We start from the raw sequence: 16774 nt of genomic DNA, 5'->3' as shown, positions 1-16774 counted from the left end.
TCGCTTAGCGCGCGGACTCGCGTGCGCTGGGGTTGGACTGGATGGTCGGCACCTCGCCGGTCTGCATCAAGGCGCGCAGCCGGTAGAGGACCTTGAAGGCCGCCGCGCCGGACAGCAACGCGGGCGCGGGCGCCTGGACGCACAGCGTGACCTCGGTGCCCAGCTCGCGCGGGGCGGGCCGGTAGTTGACGACGATCTGGTTCCCGTTGCCGACGAAGCGGATTCCGCCGGATTCCTCGACCAGCGTGGAATCCCAGGCCACGTCAGGCGCCGCGGATGACCGCCAGCGATAGCGATTCCGTCCGTCGGATTCGACGTCGGCGATGTCGCCGAGCACCACCGACAACTGGTCGGGGTCGTGCCAAAAGCGCTCGATCCGCTCGACGGGGCACGCGATCGTGACCGTTTGCGCCTTGGCGCGTCGCGGCACCTTGTCGATCACCCTGTTCACCGCGCCCAACACTTGGTTTTTCGCGAAGCCGAGATAACTCACCGCGCGCTCCCTCCGTCGGGGCATTGCGGTACCCGCCCACGGGCCGCCCAAACCGACCGCGGGCGCGGGGCCGGTGACGCGAAGGGGTCCCTACAGCGGATCGCCGTCCGGCGATGCCGTCTGCAAGGTGCGGCCGACCGGCGGGTCGGTCACCGAATAGGCTGCGGGCCAAGGCTTTTCGTGCGGTCCGCCGCGTTCATGGAGCCGGAATCGCCGGCGTCGTCAGTTTTCGGAGTTCGGTGTGGGACTTTGCGCGGATTCCCACTTCGCCTCGAGGGACCTCTCCACCGTGGTGCCGGCGGCCAGGTCGAGCTGAAAGGTCTCCCCGCGGTCGCTTTCCAGCGTGACGAGATATCCCGCATCGGTGGGGTCCTTGAACACGACCTTGTAGGGCTGTGCGCCGGAGCCGCGGTCAACGGCGATGATGTCGCCAGGGGTGACGTCGTCGATGCGGTCGTTACCGGAGGCTTTGGACATACCGCCGACCGTAGCCGATGTCCGCCCGCCGCGGCCGGGGCCCGGTCAGGGCTGCAGGAAGGCCTTGATGGCGCGCCGCTCATCCATGGCCCGGTAGGCCTCGGCGACTTGTTCAAGCGGCAGGTGTAGGTCGAAGACCTTGCCGGGATTGATTCGCCCGTCGAGCACCGACTCGATCAGGTCGGGCAGGAAGTGCCGGACCGGGGCGGGGCCGCCGCGGAGCCCGACCTGACTCCTGAAGAGTTGCTCGCCGGTGATGCTGACGTCGTGGGGGACTCCCACGAACCCGACGAAGGCGCCTGGGCGGGCGGATTGGATGGCTTGCTGCATGGATTGGCCGGTACCCACGCATTCGAGCACGGCGTCGGTGCCGACGCCTTCGGTCATGTCCTTGATGACGGCGACACCGTCGTCGCCGCGCTCGGTGACGATGTCGGTGGCGCCGAACTCGCGCGCCAGCTTCTGCCGGGGCTCGTGGCGGCTCATCGCGATGATCCGCTCGGCGCCCTTTTCGCGGGCGGCGAGCACCGCGCACAAGCCGACCGCGCCGTCCCCCACGACGGCCACCGTCATGCCGGGAGCGACGTTGGCCGCTTCGGCGGCAAACCATCCGGTCCCCATCACGTCCGACAGGGTCAGCAGGTCCGGAATCGATTCGTGGTCGGGTTGGTCGGGGAGGGCGACCAGGCTGCCGTCCGCCCACGGGATGCGGATCACCTCCGCCTGGCAACCGCTCATCAGTACCCCCTGCACACACGATGTTTGAACTCCGTTGCGGCAGTTCGGGCAGGTGCCGTCGGAAGCGAAGAAGGATCCGATGACGAACTGGCCGGGCTTGACCGAGGTGACCTCGCTGCCAACGGCTTCGACGACGCCGCAGTATTCGTGACCGAACGGCTTGGGCTCGGGAACGGGGTTGATGCCGCGGTAATCCCAAAGATCCGAGCCGCACACGCACGTGGCGGTGGTGCGGACGATGGCGTCGGTGGGGGCGACGATCTCGGGGTCCGCGATGTCCTCGAAACGGACGTCGCCGGCGCCGTAAATGACGGCTCCTCGCATGATGCCTTCCCTCCCGCGCCAGCCGGCCCTACCCAAATCGATGGGTTTCAACCGCGCCTCGACGCCATTTGACGTGCCCATCCGTCGAGTCGGACGCGACGGCCCTGCCGGCAAGAGTATCGCCCTGCCGCTCTTTCGCGCATGGCAAGGCGCCTCCGTCACGAACGATGTTGCGGCAGTTGTTAATTCACGCCCGCCGACCGCGGCGATGACGTCCTGGCGATCAGTGACGCGGTTCACGTCGTGTTTGAGCCACCGAGTCCGTGGAATCCCCCTGCGTGAACGAACGTTCTTGGCCAACGCCGCAAGGAGAAATTTCGATGAGTAAGCACGACAAGGCAGACGAGGCGCGTAGGGGCCTGATCGATTCGGTCAAGGGCAAAGCCAAAGAGGTCGTCGGCGCCGTGACGGGCAATGATTCGCTGACCGCCGAAGGACAGCTCGAGCAAACCCAGGCGCACGAACGCAAAGAAGCGAACGCAACCGAGGCCGTCGCCGAGGCCCAGGCCAAGCAAGCGCGGGATGACGCGGCCGAAGCCAAGGCGGATGGCGCCCGACAGCGCCTGGCGGCGAACGCCAGCGCGGTGGTTACGGAGGATTCGATCGAAGCCCGACAAGCCGCGCAGAAGCGCGCGGCCGAGCGCGCGGCGCAGCAGACCGCCGCAACGGAACAAACGCGGGCTGAGCTCGACGCACAACAGCAGATCCAACGGGCCAAGGCCGACGAACGCGAGGAAATCGGTGACGCGACGGAGGACGTCGTCGATGCCGCCGCGCAGCATCAAACCTCGGTGCAGGTGGCCGCGAACGAAAAGGCGGAGGCCGATCGCCTTCGCCACCATGCCCAGAACGTGTCCGACGAAGCCGACCTGCCCTGAGGGCGGGCCACGTACAGGAGAAAACGATGAAAATATCCGACGCCCCGTTGGCGGTTCTGCGGTTTCACTACCAACTCGCCCGGTTCCCGCTGCAGTTGATCGAAGATCGGGTCGTTACCCGAATCCCAGCGGAAGCGCGTGCGCGGCTGCTCTATGAGCGCTCGCTCGGGATGCTTGACAGCACTGTCGGGAATGCGCTCGGCGATCCCCGGCTGGTCGAGCGGGGGACGGCGCTCGTGGAACGCAGCGACGCGCTCGGACGTGCCGCACAGCTGGATGCGACGGCGGCGACCAGGAAAAAGCAGGCCGACGCGGAGTTGGCGGGTGCTCGTGACGAGGCGATCGAGGAACGCCAGCAAGCGCAGGCGGCAACAGCTCAGGAGATCGCGGAGGCCCGCAACGCCGCCGGGGACCGCAAGCGGCAGGCGGCAGATTCGGCGCAGAAGGCGAGCGCCTCGGCAAAGCAGCGCGTCGACGAGGCGGCCGCCAAGCAGAAGGACGCCGTCGAATCGGCAAAACGCCAGGTGGAGAACAGGACTCAGGCCGCCGAGCGGGCCGCGTCCAAGGCTTCCGCCGCCAAACTCGATGAGGCCGAGGACAAGCTAGGCGAGGCCGCCGACAAGCGCGCCGAAGCGGATCGCGTCGCGGATTTGGCGGCCGCCGAAAAGCAAGAACGCCAAGAGCGGCGCGCGAACGACTAGAACCTGCCTCAGACGCGCGGCGCGGCTTGGTTGACCTTGTCGGCCGCGAACGTCGCGGCCTGGGCCGTCATCCCGGCGTCGATGTAGGAGACGTGCGCGATGATGTTGCCGCCACCCGAGCAGATCGGGTCGTCGGGGGCGCACAGGCTGATGGTCTTGGCGCCGTACGCCGGGTTGATCGTGGGGAGCGGCTGGCCGCCCCACAACATGGTGGAGAAGCCGCTGGACGGCTCGCCGAAGAGGGCGACGGCGGCGACGTGGTCGGCCGCCGAGGCGGGCAGCGCGTTGGTGGCGAGGTCGATCACCGTCGAGCCCTGCGAGTACCCGCCGAGCACGATCCGCGAGTTCGGGCAGCTGGCCACGGTGTCCTGGATGTGGGTGGCCGCGTCGTCCGCGCCGGCGTTCGCGCTGTTGTGGTAGTCGTCGTTGGCCGGGTAGTTGACGGCGTAGACGTCGACGGATCGCCCGCCGAGCTGCGACGTGAGCGAGTCGACGAACGCCTGGCCGATGTTGCCGAGGCCGGGCTCCTGGTGGGTGCCGCGGGCGAAGACCACCGAGACGTCCGAGCATGGATCGGCGGCGGCGGTCGGAGCGCCGATGGGTGCATTCAGCAGCGCCCACGCCGTCACAGTCGAGATACCAACGAAGCGAGCAAGTCTGCGTGCATTCATCCCCGAATCCTGACACATGCGCCACGACGACGGTGGCGGTGGCCGGTTCGGCGCCATCCGCGGCACGTCAACGGCCACGCCACTGCGGCTTGCGCTTCTCGCTCCAGGCCCGGATACCCTCGGCCACGTCTTCGGTCGCGCCGGCCACCTTGCGCATCGTCTCGCCGAAGCGCACCGACTCGATCCAGCCCATGTCCGCGGTCCGCCAGGCCACCTCCTTGGTCGCCCGCTGGGCCAACGGTGCGGCCTCGGTGAGGGTGCGGGCCCAGGCCTGCGCCTCGGCCTGCAGTCGGTCGGGCTCGACGAGCCTCCAGACCAGGCCGACCTCTTTGGCGCGCTCGGCGCTCATCGGCTTGCCGGTCAACAGCAGTTCCATGGCGTTGGCCCAGCCCACCCGCTGCGGCAGCCGGATCGCCCCGACGATGGTGGGCACCCCGATCGAGACCTCGGGGAAACAGAACGTGGCCTCGGTACTGGCGATGACGAAGTCACAGAACAACACCCCGGTCACCCCGTAGCCGATGCAGGGACCGTGCACGGCGGCGATCGTCGGCTTGAACAGTTCCATCCCGGATTCGAACGAGTTGATCGTCGGTTTCTCCCAGAAGGTGCCGCCGAACGTGCCGACGGAGCCTTCGCCGTCCTTGAGGTCGCCGCCCGCGCAGAACACGCTGCCGTTGGCGGTCAGGATCCCGACCCAGGCGTCCAGGTCGTCGCGGAAACGATCCCATGCGGCGTTGAGGTCCTGGCGCAGCGCGCCGTTGATGGCATTGCGCGCCTCGGGGCGATTCAGCGTGATGGTGGCGACGTGATCTTGCAGCTCATAGGTGACCAGACTCATGCCTGCAGAGTATTGCGCCGGGCGTGACGACCCACCGATACGCCGGGCGCGAACCTACCTCACGGCGTGCGGGAGCGGCGAGAGTCGTCGGAAACCCCGGGGCGCCCAACGGCTTTCGCGGAGAGACGCCTGACGTCATCGAACCGCACGCTGACACGCTCGAAGGCCTTGACGCGTTCGGCTTTGACTTTCTTGGTGTAGGTCCTGCGGTCGGCCGGCGTGAGGTCCGCGTCGTCGCTGAACGCGCTGAGCAGGGCGCGCGGGTACAGCTTTTCCACCAAGACGACGTTGACCTCGGCGCACAACACCAGCGCCACCGAGGCGAGGAACAGGAAGGCCAACGCCCCCAACACCAGTGCGAACACACTGTTGGTGGCGCTGGCCCGTTTCACGGTGTGCGCGACATAGCCCGCCCCGAACCACTGCAGCATCTGCCAGATGAAGGCCGCGGCGACCGCCCCGGGCAACACCTGCCGGTACGTCAGTGCCCGCGCGGTTGTCACGCGAAAAGCCACCAGGCAGATCAACGCGTTGATCACGACGGCGGCGAGCGCGAGGCCGGCGGTTTCGAGAATGCCGACGGCGCCGGCGGCGTGACCGACCGCGGCCAACACGGTGGCCGCGATGGCCGCCGAGCCGAGCACCAACAGCAACAGCAAGCTGCGCAGGCGTGACCGAATGGGGTTGGGCCGCTTGTGTTTCGGCACCGCCCAGACGGAATCCATCGCGTTCTGCAGCGCCTGTCCCACACCCAGACCGCCGTATAGCGCTCCGAGCAGGCCCACGATCACGCCGACGGCGCCTCCGCTGAGCCCCTCGGGGTGATGCAATTGGCTGCCCAGGACCGGGAACTGGCTCAGCGTGCTGTGCAGCACCTGTGCCTGCAGATCGGGCCGGCCGGCCAGCACGACCCCCAGCGCGGTGGTCAACAGCAGCAGCAGCGGAAACAGGGACACCAGCGCGTAGTAGGTGATCAGCGCGGCGAGGTAGCCGCCCTGATCGTCGTTGTATTTGTAGATGACGGCGACGATCACGCCCACGGTTCGATTCCGTCGCTGCAGCTCGTCTAACCAACCGACCATCGCCGATCACGTCCCCCGCACAAGCCCGCATCCCGTTCGATGCGCTCGCCAGGTCATACCCGAATTGGGCCGCCGTCAACCGCGGTGGGCGCCCCGGGGCTTGGGACGCCACCGGCGGCGGGTGCCTATTCTGTGCGGGGTGGCCGGACCGTCTGCAGCGCAGTTGCGCAACCAACTCGACGGCCTGACGTTGCGCGACGCCGCCCGCATCGGCAGGCGCCTGAAGAACCTCCGCGCCGCCACGCCCGAGAAGCTGCGGCGGCTCGCCGACGAGATCGCGGCGGCGCGGCCGCTCGTCGCGGCCCGCCAGGCCGCCGTTCCGACGATCACCTACCCCGACCTGCCGGTCAGCGCACGGCGGCAGGAAATCGCCGACGCAATCCGCGGGAATCAGGTGGTGGTGATCGCCGGGGAGACCGGGTCGGGCAAAACCACGCAGCTGCCCAAGATCTGCCTGGAGGCGGGTCGCGGCATCCGCGGAACCATCGGGCATACCCAGCCCCGCCGGCTGGCCGCGCGCACCGTCGCCCAGCGCATCGCCGACGAGCTGGCAAGCCCGCTGGGCGAGACCGTCGGCTACAGCGTGCGGTTCACCGACCGGGTCGGCGACCGCACCCTGATCAAGCTGATGACCGACGGAATCCTGCTCGCCGAGATCCAGCGCGACCGCCGCCTGCTGCGCTACGACACCCTGATCCTCGACGAGGCACACGAGCGCAGCCTCAACATCGATTTTCTGCTCGGCTATCTGCGCGAGTTGTTGCCGCGCCGGCCCGATTTGAGGGTGATCGTCACCTCGGCGACCATCGAGCCGCAGCGCTTCGCCGCGCATTTCGAGAATGCGCCGATCATCGAGGTGTCCGGGCGGACCTATCCGGTCGAGGTGCGTTACCGGCCGCTGGAGGTCGCCGTGCCTTCCGCATCGACGGACGATCCCGACGATCCGGACCACGAGATCGTCCGCACCGAGACCCGCGACGAGATCGAGGCGATCGTCGACGCCATCCGTGAACTCGAAGCCGAGCCGCCCGGCGACGTCCTCGTCTTTCTCTCGGGTGAGCGCGAGATCCGTGACACCGCAGATGCTTTGACGTTTTTGACGAACGGCCCGGGCCACACCGAAGTGCTTCCGCTGTATGCCCGGCTGCCCACCGCCGAGCAACAAAAGGTGTTCGCGCCGCATACCGGGCGTCGCGTCGTGCTGGCGACCAACGTCGCCGAGACGTCGTTGACCGTGCCGGGAATCCGCTACGTCATCGACCCTGGCAACGCCCGGATTTCGCGCTACAGTCGCCGCCTGAAGGTGCAGCGGCTGCCGATCGAGCCCATCTCGCAGGCCTCCGCCGCCCAACGGGCCGGCCGGTGCGGCCGGGTCGCGCCCGGCGTGTGCATCCGGTTGTACTCCGAGCAGGACTTCGCGGCCCGGCCGCGCTACACCGAGCCCGAGATCCTGCGGACGAACCTCGCCGCCGTGCTGCTGCAGATGGCGGCGCTGCAAATCGGCGATATCGAAAAGTTCCCGTTCCTCGATCCGCCGGACCGGCGCAGCGTCCGCGACGGCGTCCAGCTGCTGGTCGAGCTCGGCGCGTTCGACGGCCGGGGCGCGATCACCGAGCTCGGCCGCCGCCTTGCCCGGCTGCCGGTCGACCCACGGCTGGGCCGGATGATCCTGCAGGCCGAGACCGAAGGATGCGTGCGGGAGATGCTGGTTTTGGCCGCGGCGCTGAGCATCCCGGACCCGCGGGAACGGCCGAGCGATCGCGAGGAAGCCGCCCGCGAAAAGCACGCCCGCTTCGCCGACGAACACTCCGACTTCATGTCGTACCTCAACCTGTGGCACTATCTCCGCGGACAACGGAAGTCGTTATCCGGCAGCGCGTTTCGACGGATGTGCCGATCCGAATTCCTGCACTACCTGCGCATCCGCGAGTGGCAGGACCTGGTCGGCCAGCTACGCAGCATCGCCGGCGACCTGGGCATCGTCGAAGACACCGCCGGCGAGCCCGCCGATCCGGCCCGCGTGCACGCGGCGCTGGTCGCCGGGTTGCTGTCGCATGTGGGCATGCGCCGCGAGGACACGCGCGAGTACCTGGGAGCGCGTAACGCGAACTTCGTGCTGGCGCCCGGCTCGGTGCTCACCAAACGGCCGCCGCGCTGGGTCGTCGTGGCGGAGTTGGTCGAGACCAGCCGGCTGTATGGGCGCACGGCCGCGCGCATCCAGCCGGAGGTGGTCGAGCGGGTGGCCGGCGACCTGGTGCAGCGCACCTACAGCGAGCCGCATTGGGACGCCAAGCGCGGCGAGGTGATGGCCTACGAGCGGGTGACGCTGTATGGCCTGCCGCTGGTGGCGCGCCGCCGCGTCGGATACGCCCGCATCGAGCCGGTGGTGGCGCGCGAGCTGTTCATCCGGCACGCCCTGGTCGAAGGGGAGTGGCAGACCCGGCATCACTTCTTTCGCGACAACGCCCGGCTGCGCGCCGAGCTCGAGGAGCTGGAGGAGCGTGCCCGCCGCCGCGACCTGCTGGTCGGCGACGACGACGTCTACGCGCTCTACGACGCCCGCGTTCCCACCGAGGTGGTCTCGGCGCGGCATTTCGACGCGTGGTGGAAACGCCAGCGGCACAAGACACCCGACCTGCTGACGTTCACCCGCGCCGACCTGCTGCGCACCGACGACAACGCCGGCACCGATCGGCCCACCACGTGGCGGACGGGCGACGCCGCGCTGCCGCTGACCTACCGGTTCGAGCCGGGGGCCGCCGACGACGGGGTCACGGTGCATGTCCCGATCGACGTGCTGGCGCGCCTGGGGGGTGACGAGTTCGCCTGGCAGGTACCCGCGCTGCGCGAGGAACTGGTCACCGCGCTCATCCGCTCACTGCCGAAAGACCTGCGCCGCAACTTCGTTCCCGCCCCCGACACGGCACGCGCGGTGCTGGCCGCAATCGAGCCGGCCGCCGAGCCGCTGCTGTCGGCGTTGCAGCGCGAATTGCGCCGTCGCACCGGTGTTTTGGTGCCCGTCGAGGCGTTCGACCTGGACAAGCTGCCGCCGCACCTGCGGGTGACGTTCGCGGTGGAGTCCCCTGACGGCGCCGAGGTCGCCCGCGGCAAGGATCTGCAGGAGCTGCAGGAACGACTCACGACGCCGGCCCGCCGCGCGGTGGCGCACGCGGTCGCGGGCGAGCTCGAGCGCACCGGGTTGCGCGACTGGCCCGACGATCTCGACGAACTGCCGCGCGTCATCGAACGCGCCGTGCAGGGGCGCACCGTGCGAGGCTTTCCGGCGTTCGTCGACACCGGCGGCGCCGTCGACCTACGCGTGTTGGCGACGCCGGACGAACAGCACCGGGCGATCGGTCCCGGCCTTCGGCGATTGGTCCGGCTCAGCGTTGCGTCCCCGGTGAAAGCCATTGCGCGACAACTTGACCCGCGCACCCGTCTGACGCTCGGCACCAACCCCGACGGCGACCTGTCCGCGCTGCTGGAGGACTGTGCCGACGCCGCGGCCGACACCCTCATGCCGACGCCGGTGTGGACGCGGGGGGAGTTCGTCGCGTTGCAAGAACGCCTGGGAAAGACCTTGGCGCCCACGGCCGCCGAGATTGCGCGCGCGGTCGAGCGGGTACTCGCCGCCGCCCACGACGTGCGACTCCTGCTGCCCACCAACCCGCCGCCCGCGCACTCCGAGGCGATCGCGGACGTGCGCGCCCAGCTCGACCGGCTCTTGCCGCCGGGCTTCGTCACCGCGACCGGCCGGGCGCACCTCGCCGATCTCACCCGCTATCTGCTCGCGATCCGTCGCCGGCTCGACGGGCTGGCGCGCGGCGCCCAGGCCGACCGGGAGCGGATGGACCGGGTGCACGCCGTGCAGGACGCCTACGACGAACTGCTGCGTGAGCTGCCACGAACGGCGAGGACGGACCCCGACGTCCTCGATATCGCCCGCCAGATCGAGGAACTCAGGGTGAGCCTGTGGGCCCAGCAGCTCGGCACGCCGCGCCCGGTCAGCGAGCAGCGGATCTACCGCGCCATGGACGCTGTGCGCGATCGTCGCTGAATGTTTTTCCCCGCCACTTTCAACCTATAGCGCATCCCGGGGCTTGCCGCAAGACCCGGGTGATGTCGCAAAATCGCTGTCCGAAACCAAAATTCGGGAGAGCGCGGGGGTATCGACGTGGTTGTTTCGCAGAGCTCGGGCGGGAAGGTCGAGCATGCGGTGCTCATCGCCGGAGGTGGCCCCACGGGGCTGATGCTCGCCGGCGAATTGGGTTTGGCCGGCGTCGACGTCGCGATCGTCGAGCGGCGCGCCAACCAGGATTTGATCGGATCGCGCGCCGGGGGTCTGCACGCTCGCACCATCGAAGTCCTCGATCAGCGCGGCATCGCCGATCGATTCTTGTCGCAGGGACAGGTGGCGCAGGTGGCGGGTTTCGCCCAGATTCGGCTGGACATCAGCGACTTTCCCACCCGCCACCCGTACGGACTGGCGCTGTGGCAGAACCAGATCGAACGAATCCTGGCCGAGTGGGTCGGCGAACTCGGCGTGCGCATCTATCGCGGCACAGAGGTGGCCACCCTCGCCCAGGACGACAACGGCGTCGACGTCGGCCTGTCCGATGGCCGGGTGATGCGGGCGGGCTATCTCGTCGGGTGCGACGGCGGACGCAGCGTGGTCCGCAAGGCAGCCGGCATCGAATTTCCGGGGTGGGATGCCACGACGAGCTATCTGCTCGCCGAGGCGGACATGGACTACGAAGATGACCAGCCGCCGCCGTGGGGTATCCGCCGCGACGCGCTCGGAGTCCACGCCCTGTCCACCACCGAGGAGGGCGGGCCGGTGCGAATCATGGTCACCGAGAAGCGCCTCCGGAACTCCGGCGAACCCACGGTGCACGATGCGAGCCGGGCGCTCGTCGCCGTCTACGGGACGGATTACGGAATCCACAGTCCCCGTTGGATTTCCCGCTTCACCGATGCCGCCCGGCAGGCCGCGTCCTATCGCGTCCGACGGGTGCTGGTCGCCGGCGACGCCGCGCACGTCCATCACCCGGTCGGCGGGCAGGGTCTGAACACCGGCGTCCAGGATGCCGTGAATCTGGGATGGAAGCTGGCCCAGGTGGTCAACAACACGTCACGCGACAGCCTCCTCGACACCTATCACGCCGAACGGCACCCGATCGCCGCGCGGGTGCTGCGCAACTCGATCGCGCAGCTGGCGCTCCTTCGCGCGGACGACGGCACCGAGGCGCTGCGAGAAACGATGGGCGAGCTGCTGGGCATGGAGGAGCCTCGCAAACGGTTCGCCGCGATGATGTCCGGGCTGGGCATCCGCTACGACCTCGGGGAGGGACACCCGCTGCTGGGGCGCCGCATGCCCGACCTGGACCTGATCACCGCTGACGGTCCGCTGCGGGTGTTTGCCCTCCTGCGGGACGGCCGGCCCGTTCTGCTCAACTTCGGCCCGGCCGGGCGCATCGACATCGCGTCGTGGGCGGGACGGGTGCGTGTGGTCGACGCGAAACACGAAGGGGATTGGGAACTTCCGGCACTGGGGACGGTGTGCGCCCCAACGGCGGTGTTGATCCGTCCGGACGGATATGTTGCCTGGACCGGTGAGGGAACCGACCCGGCGCTGCGTGATGCCCTCACCGCCTGGTTCGGGCCACCGGCCGGGTGATTGGCGCCGGTCGCGGGCCACCGTCGGGTGACTTGTTTTGGGGGGCGCACGGTGTATCGTGCGTGTTCCCTGATCATGAGCAGGAAGCACGCACCGTGGACATGGCAAGCGACCAATCGTCGACACCGCCGCTGGATTGGGGCGAAGCCCAACCCCTGCTGAGGCCGGTGCTGCGGCCGCAAAGCTACGCCAATCAGCTGGTCAACAACGGGGCGCAGCCCTGGGTCCGTCCGGTGTTCCCGCACATCAACGAGATGGTCGTCGTGGACCTTCCCACGGTTCGGGCCATGGTGACGCCGGCCGAAGCCGGCGCCTGGGGCATTACCGGCGACCAGGCGTTCGCGGTGGCCCGGGAGAATCTGACCGCGCGTCAGCAGGTCTTCACACCGGGCGAGAAGTATCTGTTGAAGGACGCCGACGGTGCCAGCTATGTCGACTCGATGATTCTGGCCACCGGGTGGCTGGGTTCGCTGGCGGTGGCGGGCGGCCCACGACCGCTGGTGTTCTTCCCCGGGGACGGGTCGCTGGTGCTGGGCACCGACGCCCCCGACCAGGTGGCCGAACTCTTCGAGGTCGCCGAGCAGCTGTACCTCGAGGCCGAACAACCTGTCTCGCCGCAGGGCTACACCATTGCGGGCGCCATCATCGTGCCGTTCGATCAGGCCGGCCCGCACCCGCTGCGCGGGTACGGCCTGGCGGCTCGAAGCCTCTTGGCCGCAAGGGAATACCAACACCAGACCGACTACCTGCGGCAGCATTACGAGCGCGAACTGTTCCCGCAATACGTCGGCGAGGCCCAGGTGATCGACACGCCGTGGGGGCGGCGCACCACGACGGTGTGGGGGCAGGGCCCGGCCTGGGAGCTGCCCCACACCGATTACGTGACGTTCCTCGTCGGCGACCCGTCGAACGTGTCGGACAAGTTCACCGTGCCGTTCGCCACGGTCGTCGACGTGGTGGGCATCCTGCCCGTCGCGGGGATCACCCCGGCGCGATACCGAGCCAACGAGTGGCCGGCACCGGAAACGCTGGCGACGCTGAAGGCTCACGCCATAGATCTGCCGAGCGGATGACTCGCTAGTCCGGCGGCTCGTTGTCCGAGCCTCGGACGGCGGCATGCTCCCGGTCGCTGGGCTTGCCGGGGACGTCTTCGGCTTCGCGGTCCCCGGCGACCTTCTCCTCGAGCCGATCGACGATGTTCTCCAGCTCCTGAGCGCGGCTCAATGGGTCTTTATCGGGCTTTGTCATGTCGCTTTCCGTTGGCTTGGTGGGGCGGCGAACCCCGATGCCGGGGGCCGCCGCTATCCCATACCCGATCGAGCGATCGCTAACCGGCCGCAACCGGAGAACAGGGGCGACAGAGCGTCGCGGCGGTGGAAGTATCGCAGGAGTGGCCACCGCAAAACCTCAGACGATCTCGTACCCCGCGCCCGACGCACGCCCGCGTCGCCACCACCCCGATCCGTTGGACCCCCACGTCATCGTCCTGTTCGGCGCGACGGGGGATCTGGCCAAGCGAAAGCTCATCCCCGGCCTGGCCTACTTGGACCAGTCCGAGCTGGCGCCCAACATTCAGATCGTCGCCACCTCACTGGAAGACTTGACCGACGACGAATTTCGCGAGCTCGCCAAGAACGCGATCGATTCATTCGGGACACACAAGCTCACACCCGACCAATGGGCGAACTTCGCGAGGATCATGACCTACGTCCCGCAGGGCGCCGGACCCGAAGCGCTGGCCACCGCCGTGGCGGACGCCGAAGCCAACCTGGGCCCCAACGCCCGGCGGCTGCATTACCTGTCGGTGCCGCCCAAGGCGGCGCGCGCGGTGATCACCATGCTGCGCGACGCGAAATTGGTCGACCGCTCACGGGTCGTGATGGAGAAACCATTCGGCACCGATCTGGCCAGCGCGGTGGCGCTCAACGACTTCGTGCACGAAACCTTCGAGGAATCCCAGATTTTCCGCATCGACCACTTCTTGGGCAAAGAGGCCGCCCAGAACATCTTGGCGTTCCGCTTCGCCAACGGGCTGTTCGAACCGATCTGGAACCGCAACTTCATCGACCACATCCAAATCGATATCCCCGAGGCACTGGGCCTGGATCAACGAGCGAGCTTCTATGAAGAGACCGGCGCATACAAGGACATGGTGGTCACCCACTTGTTCCAGGTGATGGCGTTCGTGGTGATGGAGCCGCCGACCGCGCTCGAACCCTTTGCCATCAGCGAAGAGAAGAACAAGGTCTTCCGGTCGATGCTGCCGGTCAAGCCCTCGAATGTGGTGCGCGGCCAGTACCAGGGATACCGCGACGAAGCCGGGGTGGCAAGGGATTCCGACACCGAGACGTTCATCGCCCTCCGGGTCGGCATCGACAACTGGAGGTGGGCCGGGGTGCCCATCTACCTGCGGACCGGCAAGAAGATGGCCGAGGGCATCCGCATCATCTCCATCGCGTTCAAGGAGGCCCCGCGCACGATGTTCCCACCCGGATCCGGGGTGGGAACCCAGGGTCCCGATCACCTCACGTTCGACCTCGCCGACAACTCGAAGGTGTCTTTGTCGTTCTATGGCAAGCGGCCCGGCCCCGGCATGAAGCTGGACAAGCTGTCCATGCAATTCTCCTCGCAGGAGATCGAGACGGTCGTCGATGTGCTGGAGGCCTACGAACGGCTCATCCTCGACGCGATGCGGGGCGACCACACCCTGTTCAATACCGCGGAAGGCATCGAATCCTTATGGGAGCGTTCGGAAGAGCTCCTCACCGATCCACCTGCGGTCAAGCTGTACCAGCCGGGAACCTGGGGGCCCAACGCCATTCACCAGTTGATCGCGCCGAACGCCTGGCGGTTGCCGTTCGAGCGGGAGTGGCGCCACGCCAGGCCCTGACGCGGGCGCCGGATCAACTCAGCTCAGCTCGGCGCTGAGGTAACTGATGGCGTGACGGAATCGCTTGAGGATTTCGTTGTCGGGCATCGCGAAACCGTAGTCGGCATACACCTGTTCGGTGGGGTGGCGCGTGACGTTCCAGCCGGTCGTGGACAGGTGCTCGGCGGCCGGACGGCGCTCCCCGAGCCAGACGAGTTCGGCGACGTCGATGTCGAGGCCGTGCTGGCGCCAGTTGTTGCGCATCGCCCGGGCCCGCTCGTCGGTGAACACGCTCATGTCGGTGATGTTCTCGGTGGCCAGCCGGCTACCCGGGGCGCTGAGCGCGGTGATGTTGTCCAGCAACCTGTCTTGGGCTTCCGGCGGTAGGTAGGGCAGTAGGCCCTCGGCGATCCAGGCGGTTGGAGAGTCGGCGTCGAAACCGCTGCCGCGCAAGGCGGTTGGCCAATCATCGCGCAGATCGATGGCGACGGTGCGGCGCTCGGCGGTCGGTTCCGCGCCGATCTGGGCGAGCGTGTCGGTCTTGAACGAGATGACCTCGGGCTGGTCGACCTCGAAAACCACGGTGCCCGCAGGCCACGACAACCGGTAGGCCCGGGCGTCGAGCCCGGCGGCCAAAATGACGGCCTGGCGTGCGCCGGCCGCCGTCGCGGCGCGGAAGAAATCGTCGAAGAACCTGGTCCGCACCGTCATCTGCTCGCGCCGCTGCTGCAGTGTCATCGGCGAGTCGTCGGTGTCGAGCGGGATCTGGCCGTCCAGCATCCGGACGAAGAAGGGATGTCCGACCGCCCGCACCAGCGGCTCGGCGAACCTGTCGTCGAGCAGCGGGTCCGGCTCGCGAGACGCCAACGCCCGGGAGGCCGCCACCATCGTCGCGGTCGCCCCCACGCTGGAGGCCAGGTCCCAGCTATCGCCCTCGCTTCGTGCCGAATCGATCGATGACATCCGTGTTTCCCTTCCAGGATCCGGCCGCCGCGCCGGCCGATTGGGCCGTGGGGCGGCCGCCACCCGCGACTACACCACCGCTACCGAAGGGTACTTTCTGCTATGCCGCGGTCACCACGCGCCACATGCAGGTGACTCCTTTCCCGCACGACTAGACGACAGGAAGCGAATCACGCTATGGCACCGACCCTGCGCCCGCGCCGCTCCGCCCTGTACTTGCCCGGCAACAAGCCCCGGGCGCTGGAGAAGGCCAAATCGCTGCCGGCGGATGTGCTGATATTCGACCTCGAAGACGCCGTGGGGCCCGACGCGAAGGCCGAATCGCGTGCGACGGTGTGCGAGGCCGTCTCGTCGGACAGCTACCGGCCCCGCGAGGTCGTGGTGCGCATCAACGGATTGGACACCAACTGGCACAGCGACGACTTGGCCGCGGTGGCCGGATCGGCCGCCGACGGGGTGCTGGTGCCGAAAGTCGAGACGGGCCAACAGGTTCGGGCGCTGGCCGACGCGCTCGACGCGCTGGGGGCACCGAAGTCGTTGCAGCTGTGGGTGATGATCGAAACGCCCCGGGCGTTTCTGAGGGCCGAGGAGGTCGCGTCGGCCAGCGAGCGCCTGGCCGGTTTGGTGGTCGGCACCAACGATCTCGTCAACGAGCTGCACGGCCTGCACGTCCCCGGGCGCGCGCCCGTCGTCCCCGCGCTGGGCATGGCCCTGCTGGGCGCGAGGGCGGCCGGAAAAATCATTCTGGATGGCGTGTTCAACGACATCACGGATGAGGGCGGATTCCGGGCCGAGGCGCAGCACGGCCGCGAAATGGGATTCGACGGCAAGACCCTGATCCATCCGTCACAGATCGCCCCGGCGAACGAGCTGTTCGGCCCATCGCAGAAGGAGCTCGACGACGCCCGCAAGGTCGTATCGGCCTACGAGGAGGCGCGGGCCGCGGGCACCAGCGTCATCACGGTCGATGGCCGCATGATCGAGAGCCTGCACGTGCGCGACGCCCAGCGGATTCTCGCCCTGGCCGATTTGATCGCGGAGATGGAAACCGCTTCCTAGC

15 protein-coding genes are annotated in these 16774 nt (G+C 68.3%); 7 read left to right on the top strand and 8 right to left on the bottom strand.

The features are described from left to right. Positions 1–4: 4 nt before the first annotated feature. From OCQ_RS11900 to OCQ_RS11890, 3 genes are all read right to left on the bottom strand, one after another. Positions 5–493, bottom strand: a complete 489-nt coding sequence (locus OCQ_RS11900) for an SRPBCC family protein (protein WP_014384690.1) — start codon at positions 491–493, stop codon at positions 5–7. A gap of 222 nt (positions 494–715) precedes the next feature. Continuing rightward, positions 716–970 (bottom strand): hypothetical protein, encoded by a 255-nt coding sequence (locus tag OCQ_RS11895; protein WP_009957172.1) that lies wholly within the window; start codon positions 968–970, stop codon positions 716–718. Positions 971–1015: 45 nt separating this feature from the next. Next, the gene (locus tag OCQ_RS11890) at positions 1016–2032 is read right to left on the bottom strand and encodes a zinc-dependent alcohol dehydrogenase family protein (RefSeq protein WP_014384689.1); all 1017 of its coding nucleotides are present in this window, start codon (positions 2030–2032) and stop codon (positions 1016–1018) included. 320 nt (positions 2033–2352) lie between these two features. Here OCQ_RS11890 and OCQ_RS11885 point away from each other — a divergent pair, with 320 nt between their 5' ends. Then, positions 2353–2910, top strand: coding sequence for a general stress protein CsbD (locus tag OCQ_RS11885; RefSeq protein WP_009957170.1), 558 nt, complete (start codon positions 2353–2355; stop codon positions 2908–2910). A 26-nt stretch (positions 2911–2936) separates the two neighbouring features. Next, entirely contained in the window at positions 2937–3611 is a 675-nt protein-coding gene (locus tag OCQ_RS11880) for a hypothetical protein (protein ID WP_014382546.1), read from the top strand. 8 nt (positions 3612–3619) lie between these two features. On the opposite strand, the gene OCQ_RS11875 is transcribed toward OCQ_RS11880, so the two are convergent. The 3 genes from OCQ_RS11875 to OCQ_RS11865 form a co-directional block, all read right to left on the bottom strand. Then, a complete protein-coding gene (locus tag OCQ_RS11875; protein ID WP_026071609.1) occupies positions 3620–4282 on the bottom strand; it encodes a cutinase family protein in 663 nt (220 codons plus the stop codon). 67 nt (positions 4283–4349) lie between these two features. Beyond that, positions 4350–5123 (bottom strand): enoyl-CoA hydratase/isomerase family protein, encoded by a 774-nt coding sequence (locus OCQ_RS11870; protein ID WP_014382545.1) that lies wholly within the window; start codon positions 5121–5123, stop codon positions 4350–4352. Between the two features lie 59 nt (positions 5124–5182). After that, positions 5183–6205, bottom strand: a complete 1023-nt coding sequence (locus OCQ_RS11865; protein ID WP_009957166.1) for a YhjD/YihY/BrkB family envelope integrity protein — start codon at positions 6203–6205, stop codon at positions 5183–5185. Between the two features lie 139 nt (positions 6206–6344). On the opposite strand from OCQ_RS11865, the gene hrpA reads away from it, so the two are divergent. The 3 genes from hrpA (at position 6345) to OCQ_RS11850 (ending at position 12955) form a co-directional block, all read left to right on the top strand. Next, a complete protein-coding gene (gene hrpA, locus OCQ_RS11860) occupies positions 6345–10262 on the top strand; it encodes an ATP-dependent RNA helicase HrpA (protein ID WP_014384687.1) in 3918 nt (1305 codons plus the stop codon). Positions 10263–10454: 192 nt separating this feature from the next. Continuing rightward, the gene (locus OCQ_RS11855) at positions 10455–11882 is read left to right on the top strand and encodes an FAD-dependent monooxygenase (RefSeq protein WP_231117685.1); all 1428 of its coding nucleotides are present in this window, start codon (positions 10455–10457) and stop codon (positions 11880–11882) included. 95 nt (positions 11883–11977) lie between these two features. Further along, the gene (locus OCQ_RS11850; protein WP_014384686.1) at positions 11978–12955 is read left to right on the top strand and encodes a hypothetical protein; all 978 of its coding nucleotides are present in this window, start codon (positions 11978–11980) and stop codon (positions 12953–12955) included. Positions 12956–12959: 4 nt separating this feature from the next. Here OCQ_RS11850 and OCQ_RS26780 read toward each other — a convergent pair whose 3' ends face one another. Continuing rightward, positions 12960–13130: a hypothetical protein gene (locus tag OCQ_RS26780; RefSeq protein WP_162832316.1), complete on the bottom strand. Its 171-nt coding sequence runs from the start codon at positions 13128–13130 to the stop codon at positions 12960–12962. Between the two features lie 142 nt (positions 13131–13272). On the opposite strand from OCQ_RS26780, the gene zwf reads away from it, so the two are divergent. After that, positions 13273–14772 (top strand): glucose-6-phosphate dehydrogenase, encoded by a 1500-nt coding sequence (gene zwf, locus OCQ_RS11845; RefSeq protein WP_014380122.1) that lies wholly within the window; start codon positions 13273–13275, stop codon positions 14770–14772. Positions 14773–14790: 18 nt separating this feature from the next. Here the strand turns inward: zwf and OCQ_RS11840 are convergent, their stop codons facing one another. Then, positions 14791–15714 (bottom strand): class I SAM-dependent methyltransferase, encoded by a 924-nt coding sequence (locus tag OCQ_RS11840; RefSeq protein WP_009957159.1) that lies wholly within the window; start codon positions 15712–15714, stop codon positions 14791–14793. A gap of 177 nt (positions 15715–15891) precedes the next feature. On the opposite strand from OCQ_RS11840, the gene OCQ_RS11835 reads away from it, so the two are divergent. Continuing rightward, positions 15892–16773, top strand: a complete 882-nt coding sequence (locus OCQ_RS11835) for an HpcH/HpaI aldolase/citrate lyase family protein (protein ID WP_009957158.1) — start codon at positions 15892–15894, stop codon at positions 16771–16773. The last annotated feature ends 1 nt before the right edge of the window (position 16774 follow it).

Source organism: Mycobacterium paraintracellulare, from assembly GCF_000276825.1.
Lineage (GTDB): Bacteria > Actinomycetota > Actinomycetes > Mycobacteriales > Mycobacteriaceae > Mycobacterium > Mycobacterium intracellulare.
This window is presented reverse-complemented; position numbering and strand designations above follow the sequence as displayed.